A 14,501-nucleotide genomic window follows, 5' to 3' on the forward strand; every position below is an offset into this window, starting at 1 on the left:
ATATTATGGCCCTCTCTTTTTTTTCTCGTTCTTCTCAAAAATCTCAGCCAGCTTCTGGCGCAGATGGTGTTCTCTCTTTACCTTCAGCACGCGCGATCTTGTTATCCAGCGTTGGTTGTATGATGGTACTTAGTTTACTGATGGTGGCTTCAGCCTCTATTCCTTTCGCATTAAGTCGCGGCATGAGTGAGCTGTATTTTTTTGAACATCAGCTGTTATACATGGGCATCGGGCTAATCGCTGCAGCGATACCATACTACTTTGTACCACTAAAAACGCTCTACCAGACTGAGACACAGTTTATATTGCTGGGTGTGACTGGTGTGCTCTTGATAGCGACACTATTTGGTACGCCCATTAATGGTTCAAAACGCTGGCTAAACTTGGGTGTGATTAACTTTCAGGTCGCAGAGTTAGCGAAACTTGTGGTCATCGTCTTCGTTGCGGACTTTGTAGTGCGACGCTCGTTTGAAGTCCGTAATGGTTGGGATGGGTTTTTACGCATCTCTTTAGTGATCGGCCTGCTGACTTTTTTACTGTTATTGCAGCCTGATTTTGGCTCATTGGTGGTCATTGTCGGTACAGTATTTGCCATATTTTATATAGCTGGGGCTCCCTACAAGCAGTTTGTCGCGCTAGGGGCTGTCGTAGGTGTACTTGGCGTACTGGCAGTCACTATGGTTCAGTATCGCCTGACAAGGGTGTTGTCGTTTTTAGATCCCTTTGATGATATTCAAGATACAGACTATCAATTGGCACGCAGCTTAATCGCCTTTGGTCGAGGACAGTTTACCGGTGTGGGTTATGGTGAAAGCGTCCAAAAACTATCACATTTACCTGAGGCACATACAGATTTTTTGTTGGCCATCACTGGTGAAGAGCTTGGCTTTGTTGGCGTGACTATGATCCTGATATTAGAAGCACTTATCATCGGTAGTGCGATGCGTATCAGCTACAATGCCCTAAAACGTCGGCAAATGCGTATGAGCTATACCGCTTTTGGTATTGGCATTATTTTTATTGCACAAACGATTATTAATGCTGCTATGAATATGGGAGCGATGCCGACCAAAGGGTTGACGATGCCGTTCTTTAGTTATGGTGGGTCATCGATGTTGATTAGTTTGGTGATGGTTGCGTTGCTCCTCAAGATCTACAAAGAGAGTCCCGAGATAGAAAAAAGCCAATGTCGTTATTTTTAAGAAGAGCATCAATATAGCAAAATAGAATAGTAGGTATTACCGAATAACCGTCAACAATCTATAGTAATTATTGACATAAAGATAATAAAAGCGTCGCCGTTGGGTGGCGCTTTTTATTTTTAAGCGACTGGTTAATGAGTGGGGGTATTTAGCGTATCTTTACCTTGTAAGGGCGTATTATCCCATTGAGCAATAGCTTGCTTAAGCATGCGTGCTGGAGTATCTATGTCGACAGCAGGCTGCTGTAAGAGCTGCAAAGCCATCGCAATCAGTTGACTGGGCTTGCGAGTATCTATAGGTTGGGCAAGGTTTTGTTTGGAGAGCTTTTGTCCATCAGGGTTGCATATTAGTGGCAAATGATACCACTGATCTATAGCTGGTAAGCGTGCAGCTCGCATGATGCTGATTTGTGCAGTCGTCATAGGTAAGATATCTAAACCGCGCATGATATGAGTGACTCCTTGTAGCCCATCATCAAGGCTTGCTGCCAAAATATAATTGATCATGCCATCTTGACGACGAACGACCATATCGCCCAAGGTTTGCTGCGGATTATCCCATTGTAACCCTTGAATACCATCTTGAAAACCTATGAGATAATCTGGTAGCTGCAGGCGTAGTTTATATTGGTCTTTAGCAAGACTTGCCTCTATACAGCAGCGTGGGTAGCGCTGTCTATTAAGAAGTTTTTGAGTGGCGTTTTGCAGGTTGGCGCTTTCTATTATAGCTTTTCGCTCCCAATAACGCTCAAGGCTTTTGCGTGAGCATAGGCAACCATAAGTTAGCGGGACCAGTATGGAAGATAGATATTCATCATAAATATCAATGCGCTCAGACTGATAAACGACATCCCCATCCCAATGCAAATTTAACGTCTCTAAATCTATTAATATTTGCTCACTAAATTGCCGATCACAGCGCTCAGTATCAGTATCTTCAATACGTAGGAGCCAGTCGCCACCCAGCGATTTGATATGACAGTAACTTGCCAGCGCGGTAGTCAAGGAACCAAGATGCAGCTCGCCGGTAGGTGAGGGGGCAAAACGCCCGATAGGATACGTTGACAGCGACGTCGGTTTAGACGTTGGTTTAAATAGTGTCATTGCATGGGTATTAGTAGTATGAATGGGTGTCAAAATAAGCCGCTATAATAATAAAAGAATAAGAATAGCGTAAAAGAAATACAGGGGAAAAGATATTTATTAAGTTAAGAGGTTTTGTTACTTAATTTTGAGCTTTAAGATGGGGTACAAAATACAATAAGCGACCAACTGTGTGGTCGCTTATTACATCAAATACTATTAGGTCGACCGATTTTAGATTAATTAAGTAAGTAAACTAATCAATGATATCAGTCTTACAAAGTAAGAACAGCGTATTAAGTATGGCCTTGGTTTTGACGCTCTTTCATCTCAGACAACGTTTTGCAGTCAATACATTGCGTTGCTGTTGGTCGAGCTTCTAAACGACGCAGACCAATCTCTACTCCGCAAGTTTCACAAAACCCATAGTCTTCGTTTTCGATCTCTGACATAGATTTGTCAATTTTGCGAATCAATTTGCGTTCACGATCACGCGTGCGTAATGCTAGTGCAAACTCTTCTTCTTGAGTAGCCCGATCATTGATATCTGGCATGGCACTAGACTCATCTTGAATATAGGTCTTTGTACGGTCAGCTTCGCCAATCAGTTGATTTTTCCAGTCCAATAAAATAGCTTTAAAATGCTCTAACTGCGCATCAGACATATACTCTTCGTCTTTGGCAGGCTCGTAAGGGGTGAATTTGACATCACTCGGATTATTAGTCAGGGTGCTCATATGGGTATCCTACTTTTTCAAATTAATTCAATGAAACGACGCTTTAAGGGATAAAACTTGGATAAGTGTCAATAAAGATTATTACTTATCTTTTATAGAACGTTTTATCACAGGGTAACGCAAGTAACACAGCTGCTCTAAAGGTACGCTCATATCGATATAACAATAATAATGAACATTATCATCTAGGTATAAATAATACTGTTCATGAGTACATAGCAGGTTGCGGCTACTTGGCTAATCGTCGTCTCAGCTATCCTAGCCATTATCATTTGCCTAACACTTAACGCTAGGCGCTCCTATTCCATCTTATTTTAATATTCGTCTAATCAAAGTCTATGTAGCTTATATCAATATTTGCAGTATCGTCTATTCTATGACTATTGCCTAGTACTATTTAATAAAATGTCTCACACACTATACTAAAAGCCTAAGCGCTACAAATAACAACAATCGGTAGATGACAAAGTTTTATAAACAACGATACGCACTGAACGGTTAAAACTGGCCGCTAAGTATCCAATCTTTTGACCCAGCTTGCAACCTGCCCAGTGTTGGCTAATTGCAACCAACGGTAACCAGGTAATGCACTTGTATCATAAGCGAAGTCATCTTCGTAAGGCTTAAACTGATAGCAGGTTGATGGAGTGGTATACACGGTCACCCCATTTTGATAGCGAACTTGTTCCTGATGCGTATGACCACTAATAATCACGCGTAAATGTGGAAATGCTGCCATACGTTGCCAACAAGTAGATACATTGTCTGCAATGTGAGCATCTATCCATTCTGAGTGCATAAGCATCACATGATGATGCAATGCGATAAGGGCAGGTTTATCACAAGCACTCAATTGCGCGCATAACCAGTCAATATCTGTATCGGTCACCTCACCTGCAACCTTGCCAGGAATGGCAGAATTTAGTAGCAAAAGTTGCCAGTAGTCTGTATGAATCACATGGCGACTGAGTAGACGCTCGTCTGCAGGCTGAGGGATAAGTTGGCGCTGAGAGTAGGGCTGTTTGCCATCGAGCTCATCTGTTACATCATGATTGCCAGCGATACAAGCAAAAGGAATACCAGTATCGTGTAATAACCTAAAAATATAATCGTAAATAGCAGGCTTGACCACATTAACCAAATCACCTGTGACTAAAATCAAATCACAGCGAATATCTTCGCTCAACGCTTGTGCTAATACTGCTTCAAAACTATAGGTACAGCAGCATTCAGAAGTTGGATGTTGGTCAGTTGTTTCTTGTACTGCTTGTACAGTAGATAAATGCATATCCGTAATCTGTAGTACATTTACCTGACCATCTGGGCTGCTGATTTCACGAGCAGGATAACTTGGCATAAGGTCGATCCCTTTACGTCAAGACAATTAAAGCCTAAGAAAACCACTATAAAGAATAATAATGCAAACTTATAGCACAAAAGTTATGTAATCTCTAGCTTTAAATGCCAGACAAGGTTCATAAGTTATTAACGAATAATGTCAAAAAATTCCGTTGCTTAAAACCACTTTTTAAATTAATACCATTTAGTGAAACTAAGTACGTATTTTGGTCGCTATCTTGGTGGTTAATAGAGCCATAAAAAACAAGACCGCCAATACTAAAACTATAGCAAGCCCCGTCTGTATATCAAGCCAAATACTGCTCCAAACACCTAGCGTCACGCCGACTTGCGCTATGATGAGTGCAAAAATGACCATCTGTTTGGGAGCTGTTGACCATAAACGTGCCGTTAAAGCGGGCAGCACTAGCAGGCCACTGATCAATAAACTGCCTACTGCTTGTAATGCAATGGCACAAAAACCCGCCAATACACCCATAAAGAACAGGCGCTGTTTTGTCGGATCAACCCCTTGAATGCGGGCAAGAGCTTCATGAGTGGCAAGTTTTATTTGAGCAGGCCATATATAGGCCAAAAATACCAATCCTACTAACACACTACCAGCAATTAATGGCAAATCAGCCCAATCAAGTTCAAGTAAATTGCCAAACAAAAATCCTAAGACATTTGCTTGCTGATCAGTAAGCTGAGTTAAGGTTAATAGCCCTAAACACAATAAAGACACTGCTACTACTGCCAGCACCGCATCCGTCGGCAAGCGTTCATCTTCCATTAATATCAGACCTAACACTACTAGCACGCTGACTATCGCAATACCGATACCCGTTGGCAATTGCCACCAAACTGCAATCGCGACCCCTAATAGTGTTCCATGAGCCAAAGCATCAGCGAAAAAAGCCATTCGTCGCCACAATACCAAACAGCCAAGTGGGGCTGATAATAGGCCTAAAATACTGCCGGCAATCCAAGCAGGGGCAATGATAGCTAACCAAGCAGTCATAAAAGATATATCCGTTTAGATGTTAATAGGGTTTTTAGTAGTTTGTTAGGGGCTATTAATCGATATAGAGTATGTTCTGATTTTGGTTATTAAAGCTCGCTGGGCGCATGATGCTCGCAAGCGTGCGGCTGATGTACATAAGGCTGCTCATAATGATGACCAAATAATTTTTGAAATTCAGCAGTAATGGCAAGCTCACTGGGTTGACCTTCGCAGCAAATATGCTTATTTAAGCAAATAACGCGTCGGCTGCCTTTCATAACCCAGTGCAAGTCATGTGACACCACTAGCATGGCACAACGCAAAAAATCTGGCAGCTCATCGATAAACTGGTAAAGCCAAACCTCAGTATCGGGATCTAACCCTTGCATTGGCTCATCTAAAATGAGTAGATTCGGCTTATCTAGTAAGGCTCGTGCCAGTAGTACGCGCTGAGTTTCACCGCCAGAAAGATGCAGCATCTGCCGCGATAACAGATGATTCAAAGATAAGTTATCAAAAATAAACTGACGTTGTTCTGATGTTAAACGACGTTTATCTGCCTGCGCCAATAGGTCTTTTACACGTAACGGCAAAATAGGTGGCACTGTAAAACGCTGCGGCACATAACCAAGTTGTAGTGGTTGATGAGTGACAATCTTACCCGCTGTAGGTGTGATGAGACCTAAGATAAGTTTGACCAAGGTCGACTTACCAGCACCGTTTGGACCGATTAGACTGACAGTTTCATTAATAGCAATATCGATATTGATGTTCTTAACCAAGCACTGTGGACCAATATGGTAATTAATACCATTTAGGCTCAGTAAAGGTAACCCATCAGAGGTGAGTTGCTTATTGGACGATTGCGCTAAAAGGCTCATAGAATAACAGCCGAAAATTAAATAAAAGTAGACAGAAGGTCTATACAGAACAGAGATATTTTATTGGCAACTTTGACAGCGACCGCTAATCTCAATGACACTACGAGAAACCATAAAACCAGCATCTTGCTCTGCAAAGCTCATCATCTCTTGTACTGGCAGGCTACTACACTCTTGTACTCGCTGGCACGCTTCACAGATTAAAAACGCAGCAGTATGCTCGTCACGTGGATGGCAACAAGGGACGTAAGCATTGATCGAAGTCAATTGATGAATCAATCCCTCACCCAACAAAAACTCTAAGCTACGATAAACAGTTGGCGGTGCTACATTTTTTCGGACCTGTTCTTTTTCATTATTAGCACTCGCCGTCGTACGCATTTGTTGTAGCTCTGTGATTAAGTCGTATGCACCTATTGGCTTGTTGGCTTGTAATATCAAAGCATATATCTGCTGACGCAGCGGAGTAAAGCGTACACCGCGCAATCGGCATTGAGCTTTAGCAGTCTCTAAACGTTCAGTCACATCACGTGACGAAAAGTGCTGAACATCATGCAAGTGTTCGCAAACAGATGAAGTGGAAGACATTGTGTAGACTCCAAAAAGTATAGACTCCAAAAAACGATACTACAGCTAAAACGGTCAAAACTAATAACAATAAATTATGTTAGCCATTTTTATTGTTATAGTATAACATAATAAAAATTAAAAAATCAGTATTGCTGATGATTGAATTGTTTTTTCAGACCCAAACTTTTTTAGACCATACTTATAGGGCAGTTATCCGATGAATGCTAATCCCCAAAACCTTAGAGAACCAGATAATGAAAGTCAGTACTTTCAAGGTAGAGTGCGTCCTTTCTTTTTTTATAGGTTAGGACAGTTTTTGTGTCAACCCAAATACATATTGACAGTCGTATTGATGCTTTTAAGCTCGTTCATAATGACTGTGCAAGCAGCGACCGTCAGCGTCAGTAACTACCCTTTATTTTTATTAAGTGAAGCGGTCACTGAGGGAGCACCGTCAGCCAATCGATTATTGCAAGCAGGGGAGGTCGGCCACCATGGCAGTATTAGCCCTAGTGATATCAAAGCAATTCAAGAGAGTAAGTTTGTTGTATGGTTTGGTGAGCCGTTGGAGAACAACCTTGCATCAAGCTTAAACACCGCACCGAATGCCATTTCCTTATTTAGTTTTGATGCCTTTAACCGTCATCCATTACGTGATGTTAAAGGCCAACTTATCGCAAACACTTTAGACCCGCACATTTGGCTCGACCCTGAAAACGCCAAAGCCATTACTCGAGCACTGGCAGTGATTCACAGTCATGCAAACCCTCAGCACAAGAATTTGTATCAAGCCAATGCAAAGAAGTTTGCCCAGCGACTGGATAGAGCTGTAGCATCAGCACAGTTGAATGACCAAAAAGCCTCTCCTTATTGGGCTTATCATGATGCTTACCAATATATCGAAAAAGCGTTGCAATTACAGCTTGCTGGTAGTTTAAGCATGGATCATCATTTGGCACCTAAAGCCAGTCAGATACGTTGGCTTAACGAGCAGCGTCCAGTCAAGCAAATGTGTTTGGTGAGTCCTAGCGTTCCGGCTAAAGGCTTGCTTGCTAAGCTTCAGCCAGTAAATACGACTGTGCAGCCTGAAGATATGAGTGGTAGTAAAGACTTTGTGAGTGGCTGGAGTAATATGGCACAAGAAATACGTAACTGTATGTCTTAGTATCCAAAAAACGTTACAATATCTAAAGTGATAAGTGGGCCAAGTTGGCATTTAAGGATTGTTTAATATGTCTATAACCTATTAATTAACAATAACAAATTAAAGGTTTGATATTTGCCATATATTACTTGCTAATTATCTGGTTGCTCCTTATAATAAGTGGCGTTTTATTTTGGTTAAAAGGTTATATCTATATAGTGAACCGTTCATAGAGAAGTATGCCATTTACACGCTACTATCATCTAAATGCTACGGTTATTATTCTAATACTATAGGTAAGCTAATGACCAAACCTGCCAAACGTACGCAAAGAGATCAAATCGGCGTCTATATTAAACGCCAAGCGTGGATACTATTTATCCTTATTATCATCGCTTGGATTGTAGATGCCAGTTGGCTGAGCAGTGATCTTGTCGTAGCAAAAAGCGCTGCCATTGGTGCGCTATTAAGTTTTGTTACTCAAGCTGTATTTGCTGGATTTATCTTTTGGTACACAGGATATCGCGCGCGCGGGCACATTGTCAGCCAGCTATATCGAGGTCAAATGGCCAAATGGTTATTGACTGTGTTTGGTTTCGCACTAATTTTTATTACCATACGACCCCTGTCAGCGCCTGCGCTCTTCATCGGTTTTATGGTAATGCAGATTAGTCACAGTTGGATGTTGTGGCATATACGTTAATGATAAATGACAGTCGCTTATGATAATTTTCTAAGCTTTTGTATTTATCCAATATAACGTCATATTTATTCTATAAATATAATGCTGTTCATAGCATAAAAATGTCATCCTGCCGTCCAACTTCTCTACGACTAAGTCGAAAATTAATAAATGATGTGTTTTGGAATTTTGCAAAAAATACTAACTACTATAAATATGATTGCTTAATAATAATGTTTTACAATTTAATTAAGGGCGCAAGACCATATTGTTAAACGTTACAAGCTAGTATAATGATTACATAGCAGATAAAAAACACATAATTGCCTTTACACGAATACTACGCTGCATTAAGATAGGCAGCTAATTATTTTGCTTAAACGTGCTGTATTAAGCACATATCTTGCAAATCAAGGTATCGGCAAACACTAATATGATAACTTTAAGTACGTTTATGTGCAGATGCTAAGGGCTAGTAATGAATACTCATAAGCCCTTTTTTGATAACTAAATTTTATTGAAGTCTGTCAAAAACCAGTAACTGCACCAGAAGTATGGGTTGGATGTTGTTGATTACATGAGAGTGCGAACACGATTAATTTGTAAATAATATGAACGGATAAGATGTTATTAATCTTCTTAAAAGTTCAGTTAGGTTTATGCAAACATTGTTGTTAGTATGCTTATCAGATGACAACCGTATTCTTTGGTAGTTGATTCAATCGTTGATTAATAAGAAGCTTATATTATGGCAGCCGAGCAACAAACATCATCAGAATATATCTCTCACCACTTAACGAACTGGACGTATGGCTATTTGCCAGGCGAAGGTTGGAAAGTTGCCTATACTGCTGAAGAAGCGGGACAAATGGGCTTTAATGCTATCCACCTTGATTCTATGCTATGGTCAATTGGTCTGGGTATTTTATTTTGTGCCATCTTTTGGATGGTTGCCAAAAAAGTAACTTCAGGCGTGCCAAGCAAAACTCAAGCGGCAGTTGAACTAATCGTTGAGTTTGTTGATAATAACGTTCGCGATTCTTATAGTGGTACCTCAAAGTTGATTGCACCTTTGGCATTGACCATTTTTGTATGGATCTTCTTGATGAACCTAATGGATTTATTGCCTATCGACTTTATCCCAAGTCTAGCAGGCCAAATTGGTGCCGCGATGGGCCATGATCCACACCATGTGTTCTTTAAGATTGTGCCAACAACTGATCCCAACATCACGCTTGGCATGTCATTCTCTGTCTTTTTGTTAATTCTTTTTTATAGCATCAAAGAAAAAGGCGTGGGCGGTTTCGTTGGTGAGTTAACACTACATCCGTTTAGTGCCAAGAATCCTATCTTACAAATTATTTTAATCCCCATCAACTTCATCTTAGAAGCAGTTACCTTAATTGCAAAGCCTGTCTCATTAGGTTTGCGTTTATTCGGTAACATGTATGCTGGGGAATTGATTTTCATACTGATTGCTCTAATGCCGTTTTGGATTCAATGGGCGTTATCGGTACCGTGGGCTATCTTCCACATTTTGATTATTACACTTCAAGCGTTCGTATTTATGATGTTGACGATAGTTTACTTATCGCTTGCATCATCAACTGAACATTAATTAGACATTCAATAGGTAAATGAGGATACATCAATGGATCCAGTATTAGGTGGTTACACAGTTATCGCAGTAGCGTTACTTATCGGTCTTGGTGCACTTGGCACAGGTATTGGTTTTGCTATTCTAGGTGGTAAGTTCTTAGAAGGGGTTGCACGTCAACCAGAGCTTGGCTCACAATTGCAAACTCGTATGTTCATCGTAGCAGGTCTTTTGGATGCTATTCCGATGATCGGTGTTGGTATTGCTATGCTATTGTTGTTCGCTAACCCTCTAGCAGGTTAATCCGAAAGCTCAGTTGTAAATGTTTGGTACTTAGAGATTTTCTATCAAATATAGTCAAGATCTGACTGCCAAACATGATCAATGAAACTGATTTTTCATTAACAAAGAGGTGATCACGTGAATATCAATTTTACCCTCGTCGGTCAAGCCATTGCTTTTGCAATATTTGTGATTTTTTGCATGAAATTCGTGTGGCCACCACTTATTGGGGCCATTAACGAGCGTCAGCGTAAAATCTCTGAAGGCCTAAACGCCGCAGAAAAAGCAAAAGCAGATTTGGCAACCGCGGAGCAAGATGTCCAGCAGGAACTTGATCTTGCAAAGAATAAAGCTGCTGCTTTAATCGAGCAAGCTAATAAAAGTGCCAACCAGCTTGTCGAAGATGCAAAAACGCAAGCGCAAGCAGAAGGCGAGCGTATTCGTCAACAAGCGCAAGCGTCTATCGAGCAAGAAATTAACCAAGCGCGTGAATCATTACGTGCTCAAGTAGCTGAACTGGCTGTACTTGGTGCAGAAAAGATTTTGCAAGACAAAGTCGATGAGCAAAAACATGCCAGTATGTTAGATCAACTGGCGGCGAAGCTGTAATTGTGAGGATATCATGGCTGACTTATCAACCTTAGCACGACCGTACGCTAAAGCCGCGTTTGACTATGCCAACGAAAATGGGGTAGTAAATGAGTGGGAAAACTTCTTGTTTATTGCCAGTCACGTTGTCAATGACAAGTCGTTCAGTACTTGGCTGGAAAATCCAGCTGTTTCTGCTGAGCATAAGTCAGCTGCGCTGACTGATCTTTATGACTCACAAGTAGCTGGTGATAGCGACTCTGCTTTTAAACAGCTACTAGGCGAGAGTAAAGGCTCTCACTCTGGTAATAGTATTAGCTATTCTAAAGTGTCACCAGCCCTTGATAATTTTATTAAGCAGTTGGCACAACAAGAACGTCTGGCACTGCTTCCTGAAGTTTATGAGCATTATCGCCGTCATAAGGCCATAAGCTTAAAACAGCTGGACGCATATGTGACTTCTGCCTATCCATTGACTGATGCTCAGCGTGACATGATTCAGACGCGTCTTGCTGCATCGCTAAATGCTAGCGTAGTAATTCACGAGTCAGTTGATCCAAGTTTATTGGCAGGTGCTACGATCAAAGTCGGTGACAAAATTATCGATGATTCAATGCGCGGCAAGTTACAACAGTTAAAAACACAGCTAACTGCCTAATGCCATTCAGTGGCGCGATCTTATAAGATCTGCGTGAACATAAGAGCATTTAAGTCAGTGGGCGGGTTATCATAAATTAAAGGAAACAAGGCAATGCAACAATTGAATCCAGCGGAAATCAGTAACCTGATTAAGCAGCGTATTCAAGACCTTGATGCGGGTGCGACTGCAAAGAATGAAGGCACGATTGTCAAAGTATCTGACGGTATCGTGCAGATTCATGGTCTTGAAGATGCCATGTACGGCGAAATGATTGAGTTTGAAGGCGAAATCTATGGAATGGCGCTTAACTTAGAGCGTGATTCTGTCGGCGCGGTAGTACTTGGTGATTACCTACAGCTGCAAGAAGGTCAAAAAGCCTATTGTACTGGTCGTATTCTTGAAGTACCAGTAGGTCCTGAGCTGCTAGGCCGTGTTGTTGACGCCTTGGGTAATCCTATTGATGGCAAAGGTCCTATCAATGCTAAAATGACTGATAAAGTCGAGAAAATCGCCCCAGGCGTTATTGATCGTCAATCAGTCGACCAGCCAGTAATGACCGGCTATAAAGCTGTTGATACCATGATTCCAATTGGTCGTGGTCAGCGTGAGCTTATCATTGGTGACCGTCAGACGGGTAAAACCGCGATGGCTATCGATGCGATCATTGCACAGAAATCATCTGGTATTAAGTGTGTATACGTGGCCATCGGCCAAAAACGTTCTACGATTGCTAACGTTGTACGTAAGCTTGAGCAGACTGGTGCCTTAGAATACACGACAGTTGTCGTCGCTTCAGCGTCAGAGCCAGCAGCACTTCAGTATATCGCACCGTACTCAGGTTGTACGATGGGCGAATATTTCCGTGACCGCGGTGAAGATGCATTGATTGTATTTGACGATTTATCAAAGCAAGCAGTCGCTTATCGTCAGATTTCACTATTGTTACGTCGTCCGCCAGGTCGTGAAGCGTATCCTGGTGACGTATTCTATTTACATTCACGTTTACTTGAGCGTGCCTCACGCGTAAACGCGGACTATGTAGAAAACTTTACCAATGGTGAAGTAAAAGGTAAAACGGGTTCTTTAACTGCACTACCTATTATCGAAACCCAAGCAGGTGACGTATCAGCATTCGTACCGACTAACGTGATCTCGATCACTGACGGTCAGATATTCTTAGAGTCAAGCCTATTTAACTCAGGTATTCGTCCTGCTGTTAACGCTGGTATCTCAGTTTCTCGTGTTGGTGGTGCGGCTCAGACAAAAATCATCAAAAAGCTCTCTGGTGGTATTCGTACCGCGCTAGCACAGTATCGTGAATTGGCTGCGTTTGCTCAGTTCGCCTCTGACCTTGATGATGCCACTCGTGAACAGCTTGATCATGGTGAGCGTGTCACTGAACTTATGAAGCAAAAACAGTATCAGCCAATGTCTGTTTCTGAGCAAGCAGCGGTTATCTATGCTTCAAACGAAGGGTTCTTAGCTGATGTGCCAGTAGAAAAGATTGGTGCTTTCGAAGAAGCTTACTTACGCTACATGCATGATGAGCAAAGTGAATTGATGCGCGAGATTGATGATACTGCGAATTACAACGATGATATCGCAGGTCGTTTAAAGTCAGCAGTACAGACTTTTAAACAAAATCACAGTTATTAATTTAATGGGTTAGGCCGGATTGGTTATAATTTAGTCGTTAAAAGTGGCGCGTTGTTTAAACAGATACTTGCGCCACTATTCTAACCATTAACGGTATTAGTCGCGTTATGCAAAACAGATAATGATTATTCTGATAGAGTGATACTATATCTTGATCATATGTTGCATGCGCAAATGCTTTTTAACCCTCTTATATTGGAATCATTATGGCAAGCTTAAAAGAGATACGTGCCAAAGTCACCAGTATTAAAAGCACCCAAAAAATTACTCGCGCTATGCAAATGGTAGCGGCAAGTAAGATGCGCCGTGCTCAAGAGCGCATGGAAGTGGGTCGCCCGTATGCTGATAGTATGCGCCGGGTTATTTCACATTTGGTGCATGCTTCATCAGACTACAAACATCCATATATGGTAACGCGTCCGGTCAACAAGGTTGGCTATATCGTCATTACCTCTGATCGTGGTTTGGCGGGAGGTTTGAATATTAACCTATTCAAAGCTTTATCCAAAAGTATCCAAGATTATCAAGACCAGTCTGTGCAAACTGAGTTTGCAGTTATTGGCGCTAAGGGTGTGAGTTTTTTCAAAAACTTTGGTGGTAAAGTGACGTCAGCGGTGACTGACTATGGCGATAAACCAACGTTTGAGCAAATAAACGCACCCGTTCAAGCCATGCTTGAAGATTATAGTAACGGCAATATTGACCGTATTTACGTGGTATATAACCAGTTCGTTAATGCCATGACTCAAAAGCCAACCGTTAATCAATTGGTTCCTCTGCCAGAGCACTCGTTTGATGATGAAGAAAGTGGCATACAGACAGAGCTTAGCTGGGACTATATCTACGAGCCTGATATCAAGACATTGATTGATGAATTGCTTGGTCGCTATATTGAGTCGATTGTTTATCAAGCGGTAATGGAAAATATTGCTTCTGAGCAGTCTTCACGTATGGTTGCGATGAAAGCGGCAACAGATAATGCTGGTGACCTTATTAATGATTTACAGTTGGTTTATAACAAGCTGCGTCAAGCGGCGATTACCCGAGAAATCTCGGAGATCGTCGGCGGTGCTGCTGCTGTTTCATAATTGAAACCCTT

The 14,501-nt window shown here is 41.6% G+C and carries 15 protein-coding genes; 9 read left to right on the top strand and 6 right to left on the bottom strand.

All coding sequences use genetic code 11. The features are described 5' to 3' along the window. Positions 1-5 precede the first annotated feature (5 nt). Positions 6-1,202 carry a putative lipid II flippase FtsW gene (gene ftsW, locus ACS8FB_RS11425; RefSeq protein ID WP_439263071.1) on the top strand — a complete coding sequence of 399 codons (1,197 nt, stop codon included), beginning with the start codon at positions 6-8 and terminating at the stop codon, positions 1,200-1,202. Positions 1,203-1,333: 131 nt separating this feature from the next. Here the strand turns inward: ftsW and gluQRS are convergent, their stop codons facing one another. The 6 genes from gluQRS to ACS8FB_RS11455 form a co-directional block, all read right to left on the bottom strand. Then, positions 1,334-2,305, bottom strand: coding sequence for a tRNA glutamyl-Q(34) synthetase GluQRS (gene gluQRS, locus ACS8FB_RS11430; protein ID WP_439263178.1), 972 nt, complete (start codon positions 2,303-2,305; stop codon positions 1,334-1,336). A 275-nt stretch (positions 2,306-2,580) separates the two neighbouring features. Continuing rightward, positions 2,581-3,021 carry an RNA polymerase-binding protein DksA gene (gene dksA, locus ACS8FB_RS11435; protein WP_439263072.1) on the bottom strand — a complete coding sequence of 147 codons (441 nt, stop codon included), beginning with the start codon at positions 3,019-3,021 and terminating at the stop codon, positions 2,581-2,583. Positions 3,022-3,532: 511 nt separating this feature from the next. Then, positions 3,533-4,378, bottom strand: coding sequence for a metallophosphoesterase (locus ACS8FB_RS11440; RefSeq protein ID WP_439263074.1), 846 nt, complete (start codon positions 4,376-4,378; stop codon positions 3,533-3,535). Between the two features lie 195 nt (positions 4,379-4,573). Beyond that, positions 4,574-5,380, bottom strand: a complete 807-nt coding sequence (locus ACS8FB_RS11445) for a metal ABC transporter permease (protein ID WP_439263076.1) — start codon at positions 5,378-5,380, stop codon at positions 4,574-4,576. Positions 5,381-5,469: 89 nt separating this feature from the next. Beyond that, the gene (locus ACS8FB_RS11450) at positions 5,470-6,243 is read right to left on the bottom strand and encodes a metal ABC transporter ATP-binding protein (RefSeq protein WP_439263078.1); all 774 of its coding nucleotides are present in this window, start codon (positions 6,241-6,243) and stop codon (positions 5,470-5,472) included. A gap of 60 nt (positions 6,244-6,303) precedes the next feature. Beyond that, a complete protein-coding gene (locus tag ACS8FB_RS11455) occupies positions 6,304-6,831 on the bottom strand; it encodes a transcriptional repressor (RefSeq protein ID WP_439263079.1) in 528 nt (175 codons plus the stop codon). 355 nt (positions 6,832-7,186) lie between these two features. Here ACS8FB_RS11455 and ACS8FB_RS11460 point away from each other — a divergent pair, with 355 nt between their 5' ends. The 8 genes from ACS8FB_RS11460 (at position 7,187) to atpG (ending at position 14,490) form a co-directional block, all read left to right on the top strand. After that, positions 7,187-7,978, top strand: coding sequence for a metal ABC transporter solute-binding protein, Zn/Mn family (locus ACS8FB_RS11460; RefSeq protein ID WP_439263080.1), 792 nt, complete (start codon positions 7,187-7,189; stop codon positions 7,976-7,978). 283 nt (positions 7,979-8,261) lie between these two features. After that, positions 8,262-8,660, top strand: coding sequence for an ATP synthase subunit I (locus ACS8FB_RS11465; protein ID WP_299221064.1), 399 nt, complete (start codon positions 8,262-8,264; stop codon positions 8,658-8,660). A gap of 727 nt (positions 8,661-9,387) precedes the next feature. After that, positions 9,388-10,257: a F0F1 ATP synthase subunit A gene (atpB, locus tag ACS8FB_RS11470; RefSeq protein WP_058369621.1), complete on the top strand. Its 870-nt coding sequence runs from the start codon at positions 9,388-9,390 to the stop codon at positions 10,255-10,257. Between the two features lie 33 nt (positions 10,258-10,290). Beyond that, a complete protein-coding gene (gene atpE, locus ACS8FB_RS11475) occupies positions 10,291-10,539 on the top strand; it encodes a F0F1 ATP synthase subunit C (RefSeq protein WP_010197960.1) in 249 nt (82 codons plus the stop codon). A gap of 117 nt (positions 10,540-10,656) precedes the next feature. Further along, complete coding sequence (locus ACS8FB_RS11480; protein ID WP_439263083.1) at positions 10,657-11,127, top strand: F0F1 ATP synthase subunit B; 471 nt, start codon at positions 10,657-10,659, stop codon at positions 11,125-11,127. A gap of 13 nt (positions 11,128-11,140) precedes the next feature. After that, a complete protein-coding gene (locus ACS8FB_RS11485; protein WP_299221060.1) occupies positions 11,141-11,764 on the top strand; it encodes a F0F1 ATP synthase subunit delta in 624 nt (207 codons plus the stop codon). Positions 11,765-11,857: 93 nt separating this feature from the next. Further along, positions 11,858-13,402: a F0F1 ATP synthase subunit alpha gene (gene atpA / locus ACS8FB_RS11490; RefSeq protein WP_439263084.1), complete on the top strand. Its 1,545-nt coding sequence runs from the start codon at positions 11,858-11,860 to the stop codon at positions 13,400-13,402. Positions 13,403-13,608: 206 nt separating this feature from the next. Then, the gene (atpG, locus tag ACS8FB_RS11495; RefSeq protein WP_439263086.1) at positions 13,609-14,490 is read left to right on the top strand and encodes a F0F1 ATP synthase subunit gamma; all 882 of its coding nucleotides are present in this window, start codon (positions 13,609-13,611) and stop codon (positions 14,488-14,490) included. Positions 14,491-14,501: the final 11 nt, after the last annotated feature.

Source organism: Psychrobacter sp. 1U1 (assembly GCF_051847535.1).
In the GTDB taxonomy this organism is placed as follows: Bacteria; Pseudomonadota; Gammaproteobacteria; order Pseudomonadales; family Moraxellaceae; genus Psychrobacter; species Psychrobacter saeujeotis.

Excerpts from the sequence above, each read along its gene's own strand:
- ftsW (WP_439263071.1), top strand. The coding sequence starts at position 6 with ATGGCCCTCTCTTTTTTTTCTCGTTCTTCTCAAAAATCTCAGCCAGCT.
- gluQRS (WP_439263178.1), bottom strand. The coding sequence starts at position 2,305 with ATGACACTATTTAAACCAACGTCTAAACCGACGTCGCTGTCAACGTAT.
- dksA (WP_439263072.1), bottom strand. The coding sequence starts at position 3,021 with ATGAGCACCCTGACTAATAATCCGAGTGATGTCAAATTCACCCCTTAC.
- ACS8FB_RS11440 (WP_439263074.1), bottom strand. The coding sequence starts at position 4,378 with ATGCCAAGTTATCCTGCTCGTGAAATCAGCAGCCCAGATGGTCAGGTA.
- ACS8FB_RS11445 (WP_439263076.1), bottom strand. The coding sequence starts at position 5,380 with ATGACTGCTTGGTTAGCTATCATTGCCCCTGCTTGGATTGCCGGCAGT.
- ACS8FB_RS11450 (WP_439263078.1), bottom strand. The coding sequence starts at position 6,243 with ATGAGCCTTTTAGCGCAATCGTCCAATAAGCAACTCACCTCTGATGGG.
- ACS8FB_RS11455 (WP_439263079.1), bottom strand. The coding sequence starts at position 6,831 with ATGTCTTCCACTTCATCTGTTTGCGAACACTTGCATGATGTTCAGCAC.
- ACS8FB_RS11460 (WP_439263080.1), top strand. The coding sequence starts at position 7,187 with ATGACTGTGCAAGCAGCGACCGTCAGCGTCAGTAACTACCCTTTATTT.
- ACS8FB_RS11465 (WP_299221064.1), top strand. The coding sequence starts at position 8,262 with ATGACCAAACCTGCCAAACGTACGCAAAGAGATCAAATCGGCGTCTAT.
- atpB (WP_058369621.1), top strand. The coding sequence starts at position 9,388 with ATGGCAGCCGAGCAACAAACATCATCAGAATATATCTCTCACCACTTA.
- atpE (WP_010197960.1), top strand. The coding sequence starts at position 10,291 with ATGGATCCAGTATTAGGTGGTTACACAGTTATCGCAGTAGCGTTACTT.
- ACS8FB_RS11485 (WP_299221060.1), top strand. The coding sequence starts at position 11,141 with ATGGCTGACTTATCAACCTTAGCACGACCGTACGCTAAAGCCGCGTTT.
- atpA (WP_439263084.1), top strand. The coding sequence starts at position 11,858 with ATGCAACAATTGAATCCAGCGGAAATCAGTAACCTGATTAAGCAGCGT.
- atpG (WP_439263086.1), top strand. The coding sequence starts at position 13,609 with ATGGCAAGCTTAAAAGAGATACGTGCCAAAGTCACCAGTATTAAAAGC.